At 41.3% G+C, this 23481-nt stretch carries 16 protein-coding genes, 1 tRNA gene and 2 pseudogenes (1 of these 19 cut by a window edge); 8 read left to right on the forward strand and 11 right to left on the reverse strand.

Annotated features, from left to right (window positions below):
- Positions 1-5, reverse strand: a tRNA-Glu gene (locus EEL30_25005); it reaches 72 nt to the left of the window's first position.
- 198 nt (positions 6-203) lie between these two features.
- Between EEL30_25005 and EEL30_25010 the strand changes: the two genes are divergently transcribed.
- Positions 204-1505, forward strand: a complete 1302-nt coding sequence (locus tag EEL30_25010; protein QDX95263.1) for an NCS2 family permease — start codon at positions 204-206, stop codon at positions 1503-1505.
- A 110-nt stretch (positions 1506-1615) separates the two neighbouring features.
- Here the strand turns inward: EEL30_25010 and bluB are convergent, their stop codons facing one another.
- The 3 genes from bluB to EEL30_25025 all read right to left on the reverse strand — a co-directional run bounded on the left by bluB (position 1616) and on the right by EEL30_25025 (position 8205).
- The gene (gene bluB / locus EEL30_25015) at positions 1616-2269 is read right to left on the reverse strand and encodes a 5,6-dimethylbenzimidazole synthase (protein ID QDX95264.1); all 654 of its coding nucleotides are present in this window, start codon (positions 2267-2269) and stop codon (positions 1616-1618) included.
- 154 nt (positions 2270-2423) lie between these two features.
- Entirely contained in the window at positions 2424-3629 is a 1206-nt protein-coding gene (locus tag EEL30_25020; GenBank protein QDX95265.1) for a DNA-binding protein, read from the reverse strand.
- 19 nt (positions 3630-3648) lie between these two features.
- The gene (locus EEL30_25025; GenBank protein ID QDX95266.1) at positions 3649-8205 is read right to left on the reverse strand and encodes an endonuclease; all 4557 of its coding nucleotides are present in this window, start codon (positions 8203-8205) and stop codon (positions 3649-3651) included.
- Positions 8206-8472: 267 nt separating this feature from the next.
- Here EEL30_25025 and EEL30_25030 point away from each other — a divergent pair, with 267 nt between their 5' ends.
- Together EEL30_25030 and EEL30_25035 are read left to right on the forward strand one after the other, a co-directional pair.
- Positions 8473-8694 carry a hypothetical protein gene (locus EEL30_25030; GenBank protein ID QDX95267.1) on the forward strand — a complete coding sequence of 74 codons (222 nt, stop codon included), beginning with the start codon at positions 8473-8475 and terminating at the stop codon, positions 8692-8694.
- 258 nt (positions 8695-8952) lie between these two features.
- A pseudogene (locus EEL30_25035) lies at positions 8953-9397 on the forward strand (hypothetical protein).
- A gap of 21 nt (positions 9398-9418) precedes the next feature.
- Here the strand turns inward: EEL30_25035 and EEL30_25040 are convergent.
- Together EEL30_25040 and EEL30_25045 are read right to left on the reverse strand one after the other, a co-directional pair.
- Positions 9419-10291: a hypothetical protein gene (locus tag EEL30_25040; protein ID QDX95268.1), complete on the reverse strand. Its 873-nt coding sequence runs from the start codon at positions 10289-10291 to the stop codon at positions 9419-9421.
- Between the two features lie 83 nt (positions 10292-10374).
- Positions 10375-14343: an S-layer homology domain-containing protein gene (locus EEL30_25045; protein QDX95269.1), complete on the reverse strand. Its 3969-nt coding sequence runs from the start codon at positions 14341-14343 to the stop codon at positions 10375-10377.
- Between the two features lie 347 nt (positions 14344-14690).
- Here EEL30_25045 and EEL30_25050 point away from each other — a divergent pair, with 347 nt between their 5' ends.
- Both EEL30_25050 and EEL30_25055 read left to right on the forward strand, forming a co-directional pair.
- A complete protein-coding gene (locus EEL30_25050; protein ID QDX95270.1) occupies positions 14691-14894 on the forward strand; it encodes a transcriptional regulator in 204 nt (67 codons plus the stop codon).
- A gap of 199 nt (positions 14895-15093) precedes the next feature.
- The gene (locus EEL30_25055) at positions 15094-15576 is read left to right on the forward strand and encodes a DNA-binding protein (protein ID QDX95271.1); all 483 of its coding nucleotides are present in this window, start codon (positions 15094-15096) and stop codon (positions 15574-15576) included.
- Between the two features lie 281 nt (positions 15577-15857).
- Here the strand turns inward: EEL30_25055 and EEL30_25060 are convergent, their stop codons facing one another.
- The 3 genes from EEL30_25060 to EEL30_25070 form a co-directional block, all read right to left on the reverse strand.
- Complete coding sequence (locus EEL30_25060) at positions 15858-16715, reverse strand: nucleotidyltransferase domain-containing protein (GenBank protein QDX95272.1); 858 nt, start codon at positions 16713-16715, stop codon at positions 15858-15860.
- Positions 16675-17025 (reverse strand): DUF1904 family protein, encoded by a 351-nt coding sequence (locus tag EEL30_25065; GenBank protein ID QDX95273.1) that lies wholly within the window; start codon positions 17023-17025, stop codon positions 16675-16677. Before EEL30_25065 ends, EEL30_25060 begins: the two co-directional genes overlap by 41 nt.
- Positions 17026-17159: 134 nt before the next feature.
- Positions 17160-18134 (reverse strand): aldose 1-epimerase, encoded by a 975-nt coding sequence (locus EEL30_25070; protein ID QDX95274.1) that lies wholly within the window; start codon positions 18132-18134, stop codon positions 17160-17162.
- Positions 18135-18322: 188 nt separating this feature from the next.
- On the opposite strand from EEL30_25070, the gene EEL30_25075 reads away from it, so the two are divergent.
- Both EEL30_25075 and EEL30_25080 read left to right on the forward strand, forming a co-directional pair.
- Positions 18323-19576, forward strand: a complete 1254-nt coding sequence (locus tag EEL30_25075; GenBank protein ID QDX95275.1) for a hypothetical protein — start codon at positions 18323-18325, stop codon at positions 19574-19576.
- 88 nt (positions 19577-19664) lie between these two features.
- Entirely contained in the window at positions 19665-20096 is a 432-nt protein-coding gene (locus EEL30_25080; GenBank protein QDX95276.1) for an EamA family transporter, read from the forward strand.
- Between the two features lie 149 nt (positions 20097-20245).
- Here EEL30_25080 and EEL30_25085 read toward each other — a convergent pair whose 3' ends face one another.
- On the reverse strand, positions 20246-20605 hold the full coding sequence (locus EEL30_25085; GenBank protein QDX95277.1) for a hypothetical protein: 360 nt from the start codon (positions 20603-20605) through the stop codon (positions 20246-20248).
- A gap of 108 nt (positions 20606-20713) precedes the next feature.
- Here EEL30_25085 and EEL30_25090 point away from each other — a divergent pair, with 108 nt between their 5' ends.
- Entirely contained in the window at positions 20714-21928 is a 1215-nt protein-coding gene (locus EEL30_25090; GenBank protein ID QDX95278.1) for a helix-turn-helix domain-containing protein, read from the forward strand.
- On the opposite strand, the pseudogene EEL30_25095 reads toward EEL30_25090, so the two are convergent.
- A pseudogene (locus EEL30_25095) lies at positions 21894-23461 on the reverse strand (site-specific DNA-methyltransferase). The gene EEL30_25090 and the pseudogene EEL30_25095 sit on opposite strands and share 35 nt — an antisense overlap.
- Between the last annotated feature and the right edge of the window lie 20 nt (positions 23462-23481).

A 23481-nucleotide genomic window follows, 5' to 3' on the forward strand; every position in this document is an offset into this window, starting at 1 on the left:
GGGCCATATGTACTGTGTTGTTCATGTATTTCTTGGGAACGAGACTTAGTCTATCACATACAATTTAGTATAGTCAATAGTTTTTTGAAATTATCTTTCTAAGAAACTGCTGTAAATAATTCCGCTCTTCTTGCAAAAACAACAAATTGCGTATAATATCTACTTTGTTCATATTAATATTCGGATTTGGGGGGTTGTTTTACTTGTTTCAACTAGATAAACATAGATCGACTGTCAAAAAAGAATTAACTGCAGGGTTTACTACCTTCTTTACAATGGCCTATATCATGGTCGTTAATCCACTCATCTTATTAGATGCAGGGGTTCCTTTTCAACAAAGCTTCACGGCAACGGTAGTAGCCGCCATGATTGGAACACTTATCATGGGACTTTATGCAAACTATCCTATAGCTATTGCACCTGCTATGGGTTTAAATGCTTACTTTGCTTATTCAGTCGTAAAGGCGAATCAGGGGCTTGATTATCACATTGCTTTTTCAGCTGTATTTGTGGCAGGGATACTATTTGTCCTACTCTCTCTAACACCCCTTCGCTCAAAAATAATTGAAGCCATTCCAAGTAATTTAAAGCATGCCATTACTGCTGGGATTGGGCTCTTTATTGCCTTCTTAGGATTACGTATGAGTGGATTGGTTACCGCTCACCCTAGCAATTTGGTTGCATTAGGCGATCTGCATTCTCCACCTGTCGTACTAGCTTTAATTGGTCTTTTGATTACGCTTGTATTTTACTCCCTAAATGTAAACGGGGCTTTATTCTTCGGAATGATCCTTACTGGTCTAATCGCCTTTTTTACAGGCCAGCTTCAATTTGCAAACGGGTTTGTCGCTATGCCGACGCTTCCTGAGGGAATTCTCATCTCTAATCCTGTAACAGCCTTTAGTGATGTGTTTCATTATGGTTTGTATTCGGTGGTGTTCTCCTTCTTACTTGTTACATTATTTGATACTACCGGCACAGTCCTTGGAGTAGCTGAGCAAGCAGGACTAATGAAAGATAACAAACTGCCAAGAGCAGAGCGTGCCCTATTGTCGGATTCCCTCGCTACTTTATTCGGTTCCATGTTAGGAACGTCTCCTACCTCTGCTTATGTAGAATCCGCTTCAGGTGTTGCTGCTGGTGGTCGTACCGGACTTACTGCTGTCTTCATTGCCGTGTTACTTGGGATTGGCGCTTTTTTTGGTCCATTAATTAGCTCTGTATCGGGATTGTCTGCGATTACTGCTCCTTCACTTATTATCGTTGGCTCATTAATGGTTGGAAGTGTACGTCATATTAATTGGGAAGTACCGGATGAAGCCTTTCCTGCTTTCTTAGTTTTGTTAAGCATGCCGCTTACCTCCAGTATCGCTACTGGGATTTCACTAGGGTTTATTTCTTATCCACTGATGAAAATTCTACGTGGGAAATGGCGTGAAGTTCACCCTCTGGTCTATATATTTGGTGTTTTATTTGCTTTTCAAATAATCGCTGTACCTCACTAATCAATGCAAAAAAGAAGCTAGGAATAATTCCTGGCTTCTTTTCAATATAATCCCTCAATCATTAAAACGAAGGCCTAACATTACCCGAGGGCTTGATCATCGCTACATTTTTATTTCTGTACTCCCCACCCATTTTTAAAAATTAATTCTTGCAAATTACGACGTTTCTCCCACTGAAGAATTTCCAACAATGGGCGATCTGGATACTCATTCGTATAACCTAGTGAGAGTAAGGCCACTGGTTCAATATGTGGTGGAATTCCTAAAATTTCGCGGACATCGGCTTTTTTATAAAAACTAACCCACCCAAGAGCAATTCCTTCTGCACAGCTAGCTAGCCACATATTTTGAATCGCGCATGCTACCGATAAGACATCAGTCTCAGGAATTGAATTGCGCCCAAGCACATGCGAGCCTCCCCGCGTTGGATCATTCGTAATACAGATCGTTAAGGGAGCTTCTTGTAGCCCTTGGACTTTAATTTTCATAAATCCTTCACTTCGATCTGTACCTTCATAATGAATAGCCAGTGCGCGACGCTCCTTGTCAGCAGCATAAGCTAGTTTGTCTTTTATTTCTTGATCCGTAACCATAATAAAATTCCATGGTTGCATAAACCCAACAGAAGGAGCATGATGTCCCGCTTCTAAAATCCGTTGAATAGCATCTTCAGGTAACGGTGTATTCAAAAAACTACGAATATCCCTTCTCCCTTCAATTGCTTTATACACGCCCTGTTTTTCTTGTTCAGTAAATTGAAGCATTCTAGCTATCCCCTTAGACGTTTTTTTGTTCAAGTTACTCATTCCTAGAAAAAAGTAGGAAATCAAGCTCCACCAAGCGTTTTGAGTAGTTTTTATACTCTCTAATCGTACAAAAATCTCCCACCAATAGGTAGGAGATTTTTTGTGACAATTTTTATTTTCCGTAAGAACCGTTAGCAAAAGTACTAGGATCCCACCATTTATAACCGGCAGCAGGATCTGACCACGGTTCTTTTTGTGGTTCAATCGTTTGTGCAGGAATTTCATTTTCTGGACCAGTCGTAATTAATGGAGTAACTGTATCCAGCTTTAAGCCTTGTACTTGTTGAAGATTTTCGTAATTCTCTTGTTTCGCTAACCAATTAATTATGTTAATAAGTAGCACAGCATCGTCTTGCTCTTTGAAACCATCATAGGTTTTCTTCTTTTGGCCATTTTCTTCACGTAGATACTTCGGTGTTACATCTTCAACCGGAGAGGAATCACCGATGAAGGCTGCTTTTCCTTTTCCAAGCTTAGCGATGGCTACATACGGCCCTTCATCCACTCCACCTCCTTTATAAACACCTTTATCAACTGAATTTGCCCATTTAGCAGTAGTTTTTGGCAAGTAAACGATTCCTTTTGCTTTTTTCGGTTCAACAATAGCAAGTGTGCTACCCGCGTGCATTGCCACGCTAGAAACGCCTTCCGTAATTCCCAGTGCCTGAGCAGGACTCACGATGTTGTTCGCATTTAAATCCCCGAGAGCATTGTAACGAAACCGAATACCGAAGTTATCAGCCAACCAATCTGAGCTAGCCACCCCTTGCATTGCCTCCGAATTACGCTCTGCGTCGCTCATTCCTTTAGCTGGGTCCGCCCATGCTCCACGACGATAGCCATTCATCACTTCTGAACCGTCCCAACGATTCTTGTTACGGTCCGCATTGTAGTGATCTCCGATAAAGAAAATGCTACCACCATTTTTTACAAATTCAATCATCGCTGCTTGTTCAGATACTTTATAAGGAATGTTGGCTTCACCAATGACAAATACAGCATATTCTTTTAAATCGTCATATACAATCGGCTTTGATTTGCGCAATTCTTTCACATCATAACCTGCTTGAGCAATCGCATTAGCAAAGTCAGAGAAACCGCCATCAATAACCCAATCTGCCGCTCCTGCCGTTTGTCCATGCGTATTGTCAAATAACACCTTTTTACCAAGCGGAGTACCTTTAGCAGAGATGTACGGAGCTGGATCTTGAGGACCTTCAGCCCATACTGAGCTTGTGAACAAAGTAGAAGCTGCTAGTGTCAGAACCAATGCACCTTTCCAAACACGTTTAGCTAGAAAATAAGATGAACGAAACATGATAGAATCCTCCTTTTCCTTATGGCGCGAGTTGAATGAGTGTATAGGTGGCAATTCCTTTTTTGCTAAAATACGCTTTATCGTGTAAAACCCCGGTGATTTTTATTCTTTTGCCCGCAGCATTCGCCACAGAAAAGGGGCCATTACGATCTTCATTGGCAAATTTCACAATGAGCGCATTGGTAGTTTCGTCCCCAGGTTGGTCTGCAAGATAAACTCCATAGCCTGCAAATTGAGCATTTGGTTCAACCGTTTGCACGTACGCTTCGAGAGTAATTGTCGTACCTTGTGGCAGGGCCAAGGCTTGGGCCACTGTCAGTCCCGCTTCCTCTTCCGTCACCTGCAAGGTTAAACGCACTTTTTGCGCATACCCTTCGATGGTTCCTTCAAAACTAAATGTACCTAAGCTACTTGTATCTGCTACATTTGGATTCCAGCTAACAGGCACTTGCTGTTTGCTGCCATTGCTCATCGATGCCAATACGGTAGCAGGGAGTGTGTATTCCGCTCCTTTTCTCACGGAGGCAGTAACACCGTCAACCACAACAATGCTTGGTGCTCCTGTCGATTCGGTTACCAATACATAGACAGCTTCACTCTCATATTGCGTTGCTTGATTGCTAGCAATCATTTCGAGTACTGTTCCCACTGACTGAGCTGGGATTTTCACACTGAAGACTCCTAACTGATCAACCGTACCGTTTCCTACCAATGTTGCTCCTGTACGTACCGTAACCTTTGAGCCTGGCTTGGCCGTACCGGTTACGAGCGTGTCTGCTGCTGTAATTGGATGAACAACTGGTACATCTCCTAAAGGAGTTACTGTAATAGAAAATGCTTTCTGTGATTGAGCAGCCCCTAACTTCATAGTAGCAATCAACACGACTTCTGTTGTCTTGGTAACAGCCGCTCGGTTCACATGACCGTTATCTACTTGCACAATGATTGAATGAGCTTGGTCCTGCAAATTCCATTCGATCGTGACATTGTTGGCACCCATCTTTGGTAGAGAAACGCTTGTAGCGGTACCATTATAGGTTACGTTCAAACTTGTTTTAACTGCTTCTATAGCTTCTTCATCAGTAATCGTTTGAGCAGGAACTGTCAGCGAGAACATTTTAGTATCACTGCTAGTCCCCTTTTGTAGGGTAGCTGTTAAGGTTACCTTTGTATCTGGCGAACCTTTTGCTGGACGAACTACCTTACCTTGTTCAGAAATAACAGTTGGTTGATCGGATACCCACGTAATTGAAGATCCGTAAACACCGCTTGTAGGCAATACCACATCTGTACGGACAGTGCCACTGTCATCTCCTACGGACAGAGAGGCTTTATCTGCTGCTACTCGATCTGCGTCGGTAAGTCCACTGCGTAAAATAATAATATCTTGAGCAGAACGCGGGTATAACTGGGCGGAGCTTTTAAAGATAGAAGCAATTCCAGTTACATCAACCACGTCTTTTTCACGTAACTCGGGTAGGGTGATCCCATACTTTCCTAAAAAAACTTCTAGTGAGCCTGTTGAAGTCGTCACCATAAGCTTACTAGGGGTGACCTGAGACACACTTGCTTCCGCCAGACGAATGAGCATTCCTTGCTTCTCTAATAACTGATTCGCTTCCACAGAAATCGCTCGAGGCTCAGTAGTGGTACCCGTAATAGAGAATTCGGCTTGCATAATTTCCACTTCGCTGTTGTACGTATCTTTCAACCCTTTTGAAATCGTTATGACATCTCCTGGTTTCACCGCTGTTTGCGTAACTGGTTGGAATACCAGAATACCTGCTTTGTCATCTTGCATATAAAAACTGTTGCGACTGTCAGAAACCGTACTCACCACACCTGTAGCTGTCACGAGCGAGGTTTTGTCTGGTAATTGACGAATAGCTGCCAAGCTGCTCTTGTCATCGATAAGTGCCTTCGTATAACCAGCTTGTTCTGCTTCTTGCGTACTGTTAAAGAACAGACGATTTTCTACACCGACCTTATTAAAATCCAGAGGCTCTACATATGTTTTGGTGCTAGCATCGCCAACAGGACGGCTCAGCGTCTTTTTCTGTTCACGTGCACGGAATTCAAACGGTAATTCAGTTAGTGGATCTTGCACATTCCAAATTCCAATGCCTGCTTGTTTCGCTTCCTTAATCGCTTTTGAGTACTGATTAAATGTCTCATCCTTCACTGGCCAGATGATATACATGCTGGCATGTCCTTCTCTCACCATTTCCAAATTGACATTACGTCCGTCTGAGAGAAATACTTCTGCTAATAGTCGACCGTATGCATCAATTGGGGTCGGGGCTGGTTTAATAGTGATAGAGTCTCCCGGAGCTAGTAATCCTTTTAAATGATGCTTAGCACGTTCCCCGTGAGCTTTTTGGTTATGATCTTTACTTGTATTGTCTGTACCGCTGTATACCTTGGTATAGTCAAAATTAGGATCTTTAATATGGTAGGTTTCCGCCGTGTCCATATTTACAAATCGAACCGTATCTACTCCAAGAACAGGTTTAGATAAATGAATTGTGTCGCCATCCACTACATCCTTAACAACGGATTGATAAGCTCCTTCTGGCTGAGGTGTTCCTGGTTGGTCCTGTAATAGTTCTACATCTACTTGTTTACGTGGAAGCAATTGATACAGATCATTATATTGAGATAAAACACCCTCAACCTGATACCATTTACCGGCCATGAGCTGTGTCACATCAAAACTTTCTTTCATGACACGGACCGTAATTCCTTGGAAATGCTCGTCAATCATACGTAAGTTGTAGCCTCCACCAGATTCACTGCTTGGAACGGATAGTAAATATGCTTTGGAAGAGACCAACATCCCTTCGTATTCTTCCGCTAAAGCTGCTTCATTGAGTTCGGCTACTGTTAAGGACTTTGCTTTAGGTACATGATTCCCTGAGCTTACCACCACGATATCAGCGGCTGTTTCAGGTGTAATTTCTGTCAAATTTTTATAAACAACAATTTTACCTGTTACTTGAACCAAATCTCCTTCTTTCAAATCTGGATAACTGGTCCATTTGCTTGCAAACAAATTAATGCCTGCTGTATCGTCCTGTATATACGTGGATAGCTTTCCACCACCAATAGATGCGTTATCTGCTGTTACAATACCCTGAAGAGTAACTACTTCATTTACCTTTTGTTTCAAATCTGCAATCGAAGCAATACTTGCTACTAACGCTTCCGATACAATCTCCTCTGCTAAAAGGTTACCAGACATACCTTGAATCGTATTGGCTTTGAGACGCAGCTTATTATTGCGTCCTCGTAACCCCTGCTCCAATTCAACGATTAGCTTTTGTCCCTGAATGGCAACGCGATCTCCTTGTCCAAGAGAAGTGAAGGCGCTACCATCTCTCGCTAGTTGAATGGCCTCACGCACCGCTTCTACGGGGACAGCGGCTGTAATTTCTTCATCAAAATGTAAGGTAATTCGTTTGTTATCACCGTCCAGCTTAGCATCCAAGTATGCAGGGGCTCTATTGTTTTTGTAATTTTTGAAATTTATGGAAAATTCTGGCGATATCAAATTGGAGAGGGCACCAAACACCATGTCATGTTTGACAACCACTTGCACATGATCTACGCTGTCTTTCGCCTCATGTCTCACCGCTTTTCCAGAAAAGGTGATTCTGAGTCGATCGTCTCCTTCCAGCTTAGCTGTATAACCAAGTCCCTCTGGCAACCCTTTTACTTGCACGCTTGATTTAAAAAATAGAGGCAGGAACTTGGCATGGTGAAGCTTCACCATAAGAGAATCGGAAACACTACCGTCGTTAGCATCTGATTCATCCAAGCTACTAGTAGATAACGTGATAGATGGACCAGGTTTCTTTACCACTACTGGGAACAACCCAATTCGATGGTCCACTTCTGCTTGAATCAAAGCTAGTCCAACTGCTTTTGCTGTAACGACGCCTTCTTCATTCACTGTAGCAACTCGTTTGTCTGAAGAACTCCAATTTGCTACCCTTCCTTCAATCTCTCTTCCCCTACTATCGATTGCAATCGCTTTCAAAGTTAGACTTCCATCATCGGCAGAATCGATCTCTAAGACATTATCGTCTGCTAGGTTCTCTACCTTAACAGCAAACACTTTAGTCGGTTTAGACTGTACAAGAAACGGCTTTGATGTTTTTTGTGATTCGTACGCCTCTACACGTACAGACACCAATTTATCCAGTTCTCCACCCTTTATAGGTTCAAAATGGGTACGTGCTGTTTTGCTTGCTTCATCCCAAGAAAAATCTGTTGTTTCTAGTGAAGACCATCCTTCAAATACATTCTCCTTGATAGAAATTTGAAAATCCTCAAGCTCAGGCGTGTCTTCAGGAATAGCAGATAACGTGATTGTCATTTCTCCATTGTCTGCCGATACATCTTTTACCTTTACCTTCTTTTGTTTTACTTGTTTAACATTTTCCTGTGGTGCTGTCGCTTCTTGCAATTCCGTTGTGTCTGTCGCTTGCACAGCAACAGGCAGGCTGAATGAAAATACCATGCATAGAGCCATGAGAGCATTCATCCATTTAAGGTACCTCTTTCGTTGCGACAATTCATTCACTCCTTTTTAGATAGATTTTTTGAAAAAATAACGATATGAGATCTGCCAGTATGTTCCCTATTTCAGAAAAATAAGAAAAAAGTATTCTGGCATTTTCACTATAGGGTAGACTTTCATTTTTTACATGATCTTTTAGTAGGATTTTTTAGAAAAGAGCAATTTATAAGATCATTCCCACTGTTAGTATAAAACGGTTATATTAATTTTACACAAAGCCAGTATTAGAGATCTGTAAAAAATTTCTAAATAGAGCTTCATATGTACGAACTTGCATCAGGAAAATCAGCTGTACCTACACTGTCTCTTCTTACAGAACAAGACAATAATTCTTTATACTGTTACAATTATTTGGTTAGCCGTTATTTATCTGCTCCTGGCATCCAAGCATTAAAACCTTTTAGTAAAAATCCCGTGATTTATGCTTTGTTAGTAGGGCTATGCTTTCGTTCGTTTTCCATTGAGCTATCTTTTTTTATCTGATCTCTTCTAACAAGCTTATCCAGTGCCTTTCTTGCGATTGCACTCGTAACACTCGGCACTCAATGTGCTTATCTAAATCTTAGACATTTTAGCTTGCCGCTAGTGCTTAGCCTCGTCGGAAGATTAATTCTTTCACCTTGCCTTACACTACTAATCATCACTTTGATGGGACTAGAGGGAGTCACAGCCAAGTTCTCTTAATCGCTAGCTCCTATCCTAGCTACCGCCACAGTGCCCTGTTCGCTTTAGAGTATGGCAATGGCCAGAACAAATTCGTACGGAGAAGAAAACGCGGAACTTTTCCCGGGAAAGGATAGGTTTGAGACTTATGAAAATCAGCGTGTACTACGACTACTGGGAAAATCGTTTAGCTCCTCTCTGGTATGTGATTACCTTTCGAGAATTAGAACTAGATTGGGACAAGGAGCGAGCGTATATACCAGTTACGGCCCCTTTTCAAAGAAAGGCTTCAGAAGATTTCGATCCAGACTTGCTAGGACTAACAGTGACATTAGGAGATTTAATTGTCCATTCTGAAAAACCAGGCAAGTTTGGGATTAACCTCAAGGCCTTGAAAGATCGTGCGAATATGTATGGAGTGGATTATCAAGAGATTAGGCAGTTTGTGATTCAGGTTGGTGATTTGGAAGACGTGTTGCAAATGAGAATGATAAGTGATAAAAACAAAGGCGCCTCCCATTAAGAGAAGCGCCTATTATATGTCTTACTTATTTGTTTTACGAATCCATTCCAATACACTATCTCTCAAGTTGTTCTTATACTTTTTGCCTGGGTTTTTGGCATCAAACCCATTAATATATTTAATTGCTTCATCAATATATTTATTGGCATCCTTTTCATAGTCACGCATGTCTTCTAAATCATCCTCGCGCGAACTTTCCAGCCAATCCTCAAAAGTACGTAATGACTTTTGCTTTTTATTTACTGCATCTTCGAGAAGTTCAATGACGTCATCCATCCTACGTCTGTCACTTTTGCTTAATTTGTCTCCCATTTCATCAGACAATGCTTCCATCCGATCTCTCATAATTTCAATTGGTACCGTTGCATATGTGTAAGTCTGTTTTACCATTCCCACATTCGGGGTGACGTTTTGATTTAACTTGCTATAAATCGCTTTATTTAATGTATCCGTTGACTTTTTCATCTGAGACGCAAGCGAAGCGATATTCTGTAAATCTTGAAGCATCATTCCGGAATGATAATTTTTAGCTTCATAGGGAATGCTTTGCATCAAGGTATTTAACACATCTTTATTCCCCATTACACGTTGTGCTTCCTGAGTAAGAGTCGTGGACCCTCCTGATCCCCCAAAGAACAAATGTGTTACAAAAGAGGCATCGTCCTGAGAATATGCTAGTTTACGCTGGTTCTGTAATGGCTCCACCGGAACATAGACCTTACCTTCTATTAAAATACCACGCTCGTTAATTGGTGAACGATCTACCGTTAAAGCTACTTTTTGATAAATGCCCTCTTGCCCATATGGACTCACTAATTGAGTAGCAGCAAATACGGTTGTGCCTCCTAACGCAACTAACGCGGTAGATAAGGCGATCAACTTCTTTCCTTTCATACGATGTCCTCCCTATGATTAGCAGAAAACCTTCCTTGAAACCTAAAAGGTCAGGAAGGTTTTCGCTATGTTTCCTCTCGCTCCTACTTTACTTCCGTAACAGCTGGAATCAATTTTTGCATCGCCATGACACGAGCCATCAGGATCGCTGCATCACCGCGTAGCATATTTGCTTTCGGCTCAAATACATAGCCTTTTTTCGGGTCGTTTGGATCTACTTGAGAACCAATAATCAGGTTTTTCTTAGCGATTTCCACTACAGAAGGAGCCGCATATGAATCGACCAATGGCGCATCCTTGAACAATTTCGTTAAGTTTGCTTTTGTTTTTGCTGCATTGGTTTCCGTTTTTAATTTCAACGCACGTGCTAAGATTACAGCAACCTCTTCGCGAGTAATCCTACCGTTTGGATCAAAAATCTTTGGTTCTTTACCGCGGACAATTCCCAAACGCGCAGCTGTTTCAATGTGACGGTAGTCGTACTTTTGAGTACCGTTGTAATCAAACGGTACATCCACAAACGACTGAGATGGCGGGTTTTCTACTAATGGAAGTTGCAAGGCACGCACGATCATCGCCGTAAATTCACCGCGTGTCGTATCTGTATCTGGCTTAAATTCCACTTCGTTATCCGCTTTAATAACTCCTTTAGCAAACATCGCTTCTACATGGTTGCGTGCATATTGATGAGTAGCAACATCAACAAAGGAATCGTTTAGTTTTGCTACTACATAATATCCAAACTTATCAAAAGGAACCGAGATGGTTTTCTTGCTCACATTCACCTTACCACCAAGATTTTCCCAGAAGAACTTGTTCGGGTCATATCTCATCACGGTTAGATGATTTGCTGCGTCCGAGACAACATTCGCATCGTATGCAAGTTCTAGCGTACCGCGTTTGTTTGGTACAAGCACGCGATTCGTTGGAACGTCGTTAAAATTAAACAGTTTAAGACTGTCTGTTAAAGCACGTGGCATGATTGGCAACATACCGTATGCATATGGATCGTAATCTTCCTTTGTACCTGGATCATCAGCTAAACCCGCATCCATCCAGAATACGTTAGATGCTTTCACAAAGTGTGTATCAAATGAATGTTCAAAATCGCGACCCAAGTCTTTAATCACATCATCAAAGTTTTTTGGTCTGTTTAGCAGGTAATCAAAACGGTCAACTACGCCATCCTCTTTGTTAGCAATTCCGTATAGGATGTTATGACCCTTAAAAACTTGACCTCTCAGATTCTCTGGTACGTTGTAATCGTAACGGACCAAATACGTATCTTTCGGGAAAGTCAGGTTTAACTGTTTCTCGAAAATACTTGTTTTCGCAACCATTGGCGCCATATATTGCGAGCCTGGAATGGTGCTTAGTGCATAGAATACTTCAAACGAATCATTTACGACATCGCCACTAGCACTCTTCACAGTAAAGCTAATTTTATTAGCTTTGTTAGGCTTTAGATCGGTAATGATCGCTCTAAAGGCATTCGGGTAATCAATATCCCCGTCCAAATTGCTGTCATAGTCTACTTTTGTGGCAACATTATTTTTACCAAATGTAACACTATCCGCACCTGGTGCATCAATTACTACCTCAACAAAGTTTTGATTCAAGGTTGCTTGACGCGGCAGGATAGGGCGTATAATGTCATACATTACACCTGGTGCACTGACTTCCAAGCGAGATGTGGCTTTAGAATTGCCGTTTACGCCGTTATTGTAAACAGTAAAGGTATAAGCTAGTTTTGAACCGTCTTTAGGTAATTCAATATCTGATAGAATGAACGTAAAGTATTTTTTGTCACTCAAATACTTAACTTCCAAATGATCCACTTCTACCTTTCCCCATGAATCCTTTCCATCAATTAATAATTTGTTTTTCCCTAAGACCCATTTTTTGTCGTACTTATCATCGGAAGATTTGATTTCAAGTACATATTTTGGTTCCTCACCACTATCAATTGCCGCTTCCATGCTATCAAGTCTTTCTTCGATAGCATTCGTTTTATCTGGTAGATCGATAAAATCAAAGGTGCCAAAGACATTCATTTTCTTTTCTTTGGTTGTATATACCCCGTCTTTTCCAGTAAAGCGATTATCTTTAGAAGGTTTCTCCGTTGCATATGGATAAATACCTTCTGTGCCATTTTTTGGAATTTCAGGGTAATTGTTAGAGAGTAACGTAATTTTGTATGTTTTTTCGTAAAGGATATTGCCCTTTTTATACCTGAAAATCAAGGTGTTTTGACCCTCAATAAAACTAACCTTTGTACCAGATTTCATTTTAAATTTATAGTTGTCGCCACTGATCGGTTCTAGAGGGATTTCGCTGTTATTCAAAGTCAACTTGATCGTTCCGTTTGTGTAACTAGCTGCATCAAGCTCGACATTACTAACCGTACCCTCAAAATTTTTCATGCTAGTTATCAGCTTTTCTTCGTAATCAGGCAGCGTCGGATCGTAATCAAAAACCTGCCCATCTTGGATCTTGGCAAAATCTTGAACAGGTCCAGAAGCTGATGTAATTTTTACGGAATAGCTATCTGTACCATTCGAACCTTCAACCTCAATCTCTAGTGTTTGCGTTCCGTTAATTGGCAGTTCTCTAATAGTAAACCAGAGACGCTCACCGCGAATCGTTCCCGTTGTAGGAGTAATGCTGACAGGAACTTTACCACCGCCTTGTCCAATCGTATGAACGGTGATTTTGCTTACAGTTGCTAGATTTTTGGTTAGTAGAGCAATAGAAAATGGCAATTTATTGATGGTTGTGTCCGCATCAAATTCTTTACCATTTTCATTGCCTGTCGGGATGGTTTCGGTTTGGATATACTCTGCACCTGTAATTTGGAACTTACTATCATCCTTGATGGTATATCCAAAATCTCTGTTTCTATCGTATGAGTCAGAATTTATTTTATTTGACTCCACTGGATTAAATCCATCCAACGCCACTGTGTAACGCTTGCCAATCTCAAATGGGAAGATTGTTGCTGGTGGTGTTGGATCATCAGATGGTTCTCCTGCATGTAGCTCATTACCTTTGAAACTAAAGCGATAATGATGATACTCAGCCCCATCCGGCATTTTGATTAAATCTGTACTTTTGAACGTAATATTAGCCAATGCGTTGCTAGATAGGCCACCTTCCATGAAGCGAGCCTTCAAGATTTCTGCTGTACTCGTAGCTGGATTAAAGGTACTGTCCACAGGAATCATCAAATCTCCTGTAAAGGTAAAGTTAGCAGGCTGTGGTGTACCCTGAGACAAGATTATTGGAAAATCTTTCAATTCATATTCATTTGTTGTTGAATCAACGGATACCTTCACATCATAAAAAGTAGCCGATCCGTCAAAATAAATGACTTCACGCTTGGATTCAATAACCTGATCTTTATTGGTCAATTTGAATGTAAGGACGTTCTTTCCCTTTTTCAATTTCAACTGACTGATAATAAAGTAGTTATCGTCTGATTCATTTACAAAGGCAGAACGTGAGTCTCCTTCGTCATTTTCCACGATTACCTTTGTAACGTTAGGAGCATTTCCCTCAATTGTAAAAATGCTATTACTAGTTGTAAAACCCTGTGTTACAACCGTTGCACTTTGTTCATTCAAAGGTAGCTTTTGTGCACCTGACTTGAACTGCAGGTTATACAAAAGCGGCGTATCAATATAGGTCACTTTAATTGAAGAAGTTATCTCGGAAGAACCATTCTTCCCACGAAATGTAATTGTATTTTCACCCGGGAACAATTCAATGTTTGAAACACGAATCCGTCTACCGTCATCTGAAACGATAACTCCCGTCGTCTTCTGTGGACCTTCTGTTCCGTTTTTCGGTGTTACCGTGTAACTAATGCCAATGGGAGAAACCTGATTTAATGTTCCCTCAAGAGATAGATACTTATAATTAACTATCTCAGGAAGATTTTCAAATATGAAGTTATTCCCGTTATTAGCCGCACCTACGCCCATCGGATAAAACGGAATCACGGTCAGCATCATGACAAACGCTAACAGTGCGTGCAATATCCTTCTGGTCATTCGCTCCCCTCCTCTTGTCTAGTTTTGCTGTGTGTTTCTCCTCAAAGAAAAAACATACCCTTTTCTTTATATCGGTAAGAACGTTGTAAATATTAAGGTTTTTAGCTTTTTTTCGACAAAGAAAAATAATTTCTTTCAGATTTATTCCAATCATACATACAGTAAATGTGTGGGAGCTTTCCTTTTGGAACCTATCAAGCCTCAAGCGATATTCACCCCACTTCCTTTCCATGTGAATATGTTGTTTTTCATGACAAGAAACCCTGGCAATGTGCAAATGATCATTGACATAATGCAAAGGATTATTTACATTTAACGTAAGATTTCAAACAGAAAGGGTTTTCTGAATGTTAGAAAATAGAGTGAGAGAGCATCGGGCTCGCCTGAAATGGTCTCAGCAGGATTTAGCTACTGCCATAGGCGTGACACGTCAAACAATCGGTTTAATCGAAAAAGGTGACTACGCTCCGTCAATAGCGCTGGCTCTAAAAATGGCCCATGCATTCCACGTAGCAGTCGAAGATATATTTCAATTGACAGAGGAAGGATGACTATCATGTTACCACGTTTAATGCGCTCTCCTGTGTTACCTATCTTGCCCCTTTATTATTTAGCAGGATTAGGCTTGGGTCAGTATGTGGTCTACTCGTCGACCTTGTACCGTTACTCACGTTAATTCGACTACCATTTAGTTTTACTTTCAACATTCAACTCAAAATGAAGAACTGAATTCAGGAGGAACTATCAACCATGAATCTACTCTGGCCTTATTTCATTATTTTTCTATTTGCTGCTACTCCCATGTTTGAACTCATTGCCATGATTCCAATTGGAATTTTCGCTGGTTTGAATCCTATTTTTGTTTCCTTAGTAGCGCTAGTGGGTAATGCGATTACCGTTTTTCTCCTTATCTTAATGATGGAAAAAGTACAAATTTGGCTACAAAAAAAGCGTGGCGACAAAGAACCAAGCAAGCGTCAGCAACGTGCTAAACAGCTTTTTAAGAAATATGGTTTACCTGGGCTGTGTATTTTAGGACCTGCTCTAGTGGGAAGTCATCTCACTGCTATCATGGGAATGTCATTTGGGGCAACCAGACAACAAATGTTGCTGTGGATTGGTATTAGTTTAGTTGCATGGACGGGGCTAGCAATGATCATTGGGTATTACGGGGCGGATGTTATGCAGATGGGTAACCAGAATGGATTTTTGATGCAGATGTTGCAAAAATAGTTCATGTAAACTGAATACTCTAAATCAAAAGCCTGAGGGATCATGCTCCTCAGGCTTTTGACTATATAATGATAACCACTCTACTCTGAGCGCTTGTTTACATGATGATTCATCTCTGCCAACTGTTTTTCCACTTGCTCAAGGCGCTGGACTAGCATTGCATCTTGCTTGTTTTTGTTCTTCATGAATTTTATCGCTGTCACGATAAGGTACACGATAAAAACATAGTACGCTATTGGATGAAACAACCCATCTGAAACACTCCCTACAAATGGGGGTCCTTACAAACCTAGCTCATTCCAAAGAAGCTCTTGCAATTGTGTGACCTCCATCTGAGTGTCTGGGAGTCGCTCTATGCAGGCAAGAAAATAGGTTGGTTCTAGCGGAAGTAAGTCTTGCAAATAGGCTTGTATTTGACAGGGTCGGTCTGGACTATCTTCAGCTTTCCCCATACTGCTCTTCTCTGCCTCTTTTTCTGAAACCAATCCTTGGGCTACCATTTTCAATCGTTCTCCCTCAGGTATCTGCTCCAATGTCTCCCACAACGAGATAAATGGTAGGGTAGCATGTAGTTCCATATAACGTAAGACAGCCAAACTACGTAGCAAATGCAAGGTTAGCTTTGCAGGAGCTTTCCCCCCACCATTCAACAAGCTTTTGTATTGCTTCTGTGCCATCTGCTGATAATGCATCATTAGCCGCTTTTGAGAATATTGCTTTGGAACCCATTTTCGCAAGGTGTTTACAAATTGCTCCTGTTCACGATAAACAATGGGAGAGTAGAGCCATTCCCACAGACTTGGATTGGATCTTTGAAACAAGCTAAGAGCTTTTGTAATATCCCATCCTACGATATCCAGCTTTTCTTCCATTGGTTCTGTCCAAACATCTGGGGATGGGTGGAGCGAGATGTAGTGCCGCGGTGCCCGCTTGTAGATAAAACGAACATCATAATCACTATCTAAAGAAGCAAGACCCCATGCTCGACTTCCTGACTCGCAAGCAAATAAGATTTGCAAATCTCCTATTTGTTCAATGTTTTTCAGACGACCTTCAATCACGGATGTCATGTTCATGTTACTCTCGCTCTCTCCTTGCTTATTCTTCTGTTGCCGCCTCATCAAAACAGCGTTTACCATTCACATAGTAGCTGTTGGTCTCAAAAATGCTAAACGCAATCTCCACTTCCGATATACCCTGCGACAGAACATGCTTAGACACACATGTGGCAAAGCGATCTCTCACCTCTGTTCCACGCTCGAACCAATAGACATGGATAAAGGGATACGTTTGCACTTGCTTTCCTTCAAAGATGGAAATAGTCGGTATGCACTCCAGTATAAAATTATCTGTTCCACATTCACAAATTTCTGCCAACTCACTCAGTAAAGCCTCGCTCATGTTACATGCTTGTTCGGCAGTAATCCCGCGTAGTAATAATTGAGGCATGTCATTTCTCCTTTTTCATTTTATTAAATACCTTTATAATAAAGGCGAGGAATACATGCAAATCGCACTCCCCGCTCAAGATTCCAAATGAATCAAAAGTAACTCGTAAAACTTCAAAACGACTTGGAAAAACCTTAAAGCTCCTCTACACGGAAGGTATGTGTAAAGACAAATCGTTCCGCTGGATCTAGACCACGAGCACCCGTCTGCTCTGCTGCTATCTCTAGGTTAAAAGCATCTGTGACAGCAGTGTATGGCTCAAGAGATACACTCGTATTCCAGCTTGGCTGGAAGACTAACATAAATGGGAATTGATCGCCAAAATCATAAAGGATTTTATGATTAGCTTGTTGGTCAATCAGCTGGCAACTCGTTGTCCCAGCCTTTACTGTAACAAAAGCGTGATCTCGTCCTTTTGGCATATCTGGATAATGAAGTCCCTCAGTCAATTGCTGGCATAATCCAGTTGGGGTCGGTGCTCCATCTACGAACCCTTCTTCGTTTACTGGCCACTCTAGCTCAGAATCAACTTGCATCACCGTTTGCTGTTCATGACCTTGCTTAACGGTGAAATACGGATGGAATCCTAGCATGAACGGTGCAGCTACATCGCTCTCGTTCTTTACTTCCCCTTCCAATCGCAGTACGCCGTCTTGTAGAACATAGGTAAAACGAAACACCAAGCGCGCTTGAAATGCTTCTAACAAATCAGGGTGATCAGCAAAATCAAATTCGGATACGACGAAAGCTCCTCGTTCAGCTTTTGCGCCGCGAGCTACAACCTTCCATTCACGCACGCGTAATTCACCGTGAGAATGATGCTCCCCTTTGTTTAATCCTAGTTGATATTGTTTTCCGTTAAAGGAAAAGCTCCCTTGTCTGATTTTATTTGGAGGAAACAAAATCGGATTCCCAAAACGGGCAGAGGCATCTTTGATCATGGATACCTTTTCAGGAGATACAAACACTTCTTTGTCGTTCACCGAAAAACGAAATAAATTATTTCCAAGCCCCGGCACCAGATGAGCTTCCGCTGGGTATTCTGCATCTGTCAGGACATACGTTATGTAATCATCTACTTTGCGTTCTGCCAATTGATATCTTGTCATGACAATCTCCTTTCTAGTCTCTTTATACGTTCATTTTTTAGTGTAACGCAATTGGAAATTGAAACACAAGTAGTGCCATAATAGAGCGAATTGACTGAAAGGAAGTTCTTGCTGGCAACCACATGAATTCATATGGTAGGATTTCTGATAAAGAGAACTAGTGTAAAAAAGACAGGAGGAATGACGGCATGGGTTGTACTACTTATGCCACATTGCTTTATCAGATAGATAAAGATCATGTGCAAGCAATTCTCAAGCGAAATAATACCACATCCTACCTTTATTCAATAAACGAAAACTGGACAGCGATCATGTTATCTGATGAGGAAGAAGGAAGCGATGAGTTCGCTGCCTACATCTCAGAGGCTACTGGACAGCTTTGCATGTATATAGTTTGTCTGCCCGATCAAGCTTGGGGATTTTCCTGCTATTTGAATGGAGAAGCTCTTGTTTCTTGGTACATCCAGTATGATGATGTTACCCCTGAAAGCCAAGTGGAGGGCGAGCTATCCACCTTGTCGGAGTGGGTGACAGTCCCGTCAAGCTATGAGAGGTTTCTTAGCTACGCGTTACTGAATGGATCAGATCAAAAAGCACACGCAGGAGCCAGGGAGGTATTTCTCCAAGCCTTTGATATAACATGTATCGAAGGTTGTTCCTACGCATCTCTGTCCAGACAAACAGCAGAATTTTTGCAACAGCGAAACATTCTTTTTACTAAGAGTCGACGCTCACCTGTTCGAGTAAAAAAACTGATCAACACTTGTTTGCAAGAACAAATGCTTCAAGCAGGATTTGTTCTGTCTGAATCGCTATCTATCACAAACCAAGTGGATAAAGAGAAAAGGAGTAATGCAGTTGAGCAATTTGCTTTTAATCGTGCCACTCCCTATGTAAATAACACTGGCTTGCTCTTAACGTTTCACAAGCGTCAGCGAAAGTTTACTGCTCTTTTACAACACGCAAGCTATGGTAGCGTTGATCTTTGGATCTGGGTTGAAGGAAAATGGGGTCGTACACACGGAGTAGCTCAGTGGATTAGCTATAAGGATGAACAAGAATTGAGAGAGCGATTAGATGAGGTAGCCTATTTGTTTTTGCAATATGGCCCTACTTTCTTACAGCAAATAGATACTAACCTGGAATTATTTTCCCCTCGTGATCTCTTAACTGATATAGCAGATTTGTCATTAGTCTCTCGTGGATTCTCTTCTGAATCAGCAGATGAACAAACCATCTATGTAAACAATCAATATGAAGTATTATTCACTCATACATCTTACCCACGTCAGCTGTTTGGGCGTTTTCGTCATATATCTGAACCAACAATCTGGCATAATCTTCACCCCTTTTGGCTCGATCAATGCTATTATTGTAAAAAAACAGAATTTATTCACCTCCTGGAACAAATGCTTCGGACCTTTGAACGGCAAACAACGTAAGTGCTTTTAAGGTCTGTAGGGATACTAGGAAGTGCTTCTCTCCCGGTAATTCTAACATTTATACATACATGCAGAGGTGGTTCTTTCTATGCAAGCTTGGTTAATTTTTGCATTACTATCTGCCTTGATGGCGGCTTTAGTATCCATTTTTGGAAAAATTGGTTTAAGCGAGGTGGATGCAAATACGGCAACCGCTGTTCGCGCTGTCATTATGGCCTTATTTCTTATTGGTGTAGTTCTTTTTGAAGGAAAATGGAATGCCGTTGGCGAAGTTATTGCCAACAAAAAAGCTCTTTCCTTTATCGTGCTAAGCGGTGTGGCTGGAGCCTTATCGTGGTTGTTTTACTTTGTTGCCTTAAAGTACGGGAAGGTTGCCCAAGTCGGTCCCATTGATAAATTAAGCGTCGTTTTGGCTGTTGGCTTAGCTTTTGTTTTCCTCGGCGAACGAGTTAGCTTACTTGGTGGTATCGGTATTGGACTAATTGCCGTTGGGACTTTATTAGTAGCATTTGGTTCTTAGTCATACCTTGTTTTTGCCTGATGCTTGTCAGGCCTTTCTTTTATCACCAAACAGAACATATATTCTTGTATTCTCTTATTCACCATCAAAAAGCGATCTTGTACATATTCCACAAGATCGCTACAGGGTGATAAACTCCAGTTGATGGCCTACACTTTCTCCACGCGGCCACTGCGAATAAGCCAAAGATGAAGAAAATACTCGGATAATCCGAAAAAAACGGCGATGAAAAAAACACCGTCCATACCCATTTTTGTTCCAACAAAGATAAATTTAGAAAAAAAGACAACAACCAGGCACATGATCATATCAAGCAAAGTCGTAAACCACAAGGTACCCGGCTGCAAAAACATTAGCTCCATTAATTGACCAAAAAGTGCTACCACCACACCTGTTACTACAGGTTCCCACCAAGAAGGATAATAAATGCCAGCATACACATTATCTAGTACCAGAAACAAAAAGGGAGTAACCACAAGCTTTATCCAGAATCCATTCAACGTTCCCACACCTCCTTTATATACTCTCTTAGCCTTGTTATAAACAAATTTAAAAATTGTATACCTTGTTGGAGCTGCTTTTTCGCAAAAATCTGTGAGAAAAGAAGGTGTTGACTCATGAGCGCTTCATTTCAAGATAGTATGTATTACGTAACTATCGGCGAAATTATTCGCAACTATCGGCAACAAGCCAACCTCTCCATCACACAGCTTGCCCACATGACTAGAATCAGTAAGGGCGTCATCTCTAAAATTGAAAATGCCGATACCAGGCGTCCAGAGCTGAAAACGTTAAAACCTATTGTCGAGCAACTACACATTCCCTATACAGAGATTATTGAGGCTTATTTATTGGTGGAACCACGCCTAGAAATTTTGGAGGAATTGTTGGAAGATGCGCTCCGATTGGGTAATCTGCAGCTAGTGCGTAAAATTGCACTCAGTTATCTAAAGTCACCTCAGGAAGAGACTGATAGCCTGCTTAGAAAGCTTTACGAACAAACTCAGCAAGTAAAAGACAATGTGTTAAAACAAGCTTTATACGACCTTATGGCTCAATACGCACGAGACCACGGCTTGCTTCAGCATTTGGCTCAACTTTTTCTACAGCTATATTTGATGGCGCAGCAAAAAGAAGCGGACTTTGAATCCGCCTATTACCTAGGAAAAAATGTTTTATTCTACGCATCTCTCCTGCCTGCTGAGCAACAAATCCAGTTATATCAAAATATGAGCATGCATGCCTATCTCTTATGTCGGTATGACGAATCCATCGTGTATAGCCAGCAATTATTGCAAATGACCCAACGTAAACATGCTCACACGCTATATGCTTATAGCACTTTGTTTTACTCATCGTATGCATTGGAGGATTTCCAAAGGGCAAAAGAAGCCTTTATTTGCTACAGCCAAATCTCCCGCACCTCCTCGTCTGAGCAATTCAGACTAATGAGGGCGTTACTAGAGTATCGAGTAGGCAACAAGGCCACCGCTATTCGGCAGTTAAAAAAATGTCTGACACTTGCTAGTCGTAAAACCATTCAGTTGGTAGTCAATCAACTCATTGAAATATACTTAGACTACGATCATGTATTAAATATTGCCTCTTTGCTTGAGGATCAGTCTTTTTGGAGCATTCAACCTGAAACCTATCTCGAGAAAAGAAGCTGCGGTCATTTTTATCGTTTACTAGGTCAATATTATCAGCGTTTAGGTGAGTACAAACAGGCGGAGCAAAGCTATTTACATAGTCTCATTTGTTATGGAGATTACCATCCACAAGGCAAACAAGAGTGCCTTAATCGCCTGTTTTATCTATATCAACACCGTTAAGCGTAAGAACGCGAAACCCATAATCAGTCTGCTGACTCCCCGTTTCTTGTAAAATCAGTTCTCCTGCACGTCTGATACGTTCCTGACCGAGCTCACAAATGGTTCGGTAGCCGTGTTGATAGGCTATGGAGGTAGTCGGTAGTGCTTCTGGCAGTTGAATCATGATAAAAGTACGTTTTCCACCATCTTCTGCATTTAATTGCATAACAGCATGGGCCGTAGTGGATGAACCTGCAAAAAAATCCAATACAATCGATTCTTTATGCGTTACGATCTCCACAATCTTTTTAAGTAATCGTTCATCTTTAGGAAAGGGGAAGAGTTGACCACCCATTAGCTTTCGCAAGCGTTTCATCGCACGTCTACCATCATGATAAAAAACGCTATACGGCACTTGATACTCCGTGTCATGCAGATAACGCTTTATACAGGGAATAGTTGTTTCATCTATACCAAAGTGAATTAAGTCTGCCTTAATGAATTCGTGCATGCGTTTTTCGGTATAAGCCCAGCCTCTCGATGGAACCTTAACCGTTTTTTTGGTGATAGGATGCAATACATCATAGACAGGACCACCTCCACCTGGCCAAGAGATATCACCTGGAAAGTAAACTCCCTTAGCGTCAATTGCGGCATAATGGCTGTGTTGCTTGGAGGGATGATCATCTGGTAACGTCCGATACCATTTTTTTAATTCCTGACTCGCCTCACGAGACCGTTCTCCATACTTTTTTCTAAGCTGCTTACCCTGCTTATATATTTCAGCTAAGCCCACTTTTTTCTCGCGCCAGACCTTTCGATGTTGTTGAAGATAGCTACTATTTTTCCATATGCCAACATAAATTCATGCGACATGGAAATAAACTTGGAGTCATTTTTTCTCCCTCCGCTCCAAACAAATTCACCTAGATAATTTTGTTCACCGTAAAGTTCGTCACATATATGGCGCAGATTTGCAAATTCTTTAGAATCAATGCTAATGAGAATGACTCCATCTTCTGTCAATAGCTGACGCGCTATTGACAGACGCGGATACATCATGGTGAGCCAATCGTTATGCATGCTTTCTCGCCATTCTTGATCAAACAAGGACGAGTTTTTATGAGCCAAGAGTTTGCCCTTCGTTTTACTGTGGTAGTTATCTTTGTAAATGAAGTTTTTACCAGTATTATAAGGGGGGTCTATGTAGATACATTGGATTTTACCTGTATGTGTGTCACAGAGAAGTCGCAATCCGTCTAGATTATCGCCTTCTATATACAGATTTTCTGTTTCGCTAGCATTTTGGGAACGCTGTACATTAATCTTGGGTGTGGGCGAAAAAGCTGGTCTCTGTGATGACTCCTGTAATGCGGCTTTCTTGTTTGGCCAGGTTAACCCGTATCCATCCTCGACTATGGCATCCTCTCCAAACAGCTTTTTCCATTCATTCTTTACCAGAACGCCTTGATGAATCAAGGCAGGGAAATGTTCTACCAACTTTTTCAGATTCTCCCGTTGCCACTCAAGCAAGTCTCGTTTCCTGTCCTCCAATTAGCTGGCACCTCCACTGT

It is taken from the genome of Brevibacillus laterosporus (genome assembly GCA_007833815.1).
In the GTDB taxonomy this organism is placed as follows: Bacteria; Bacillota; Bacilli; order Brevibacillales; family Brevibacillaceae; genus Brevibacillus_B; species Brevibacillus_B laterosporus_D.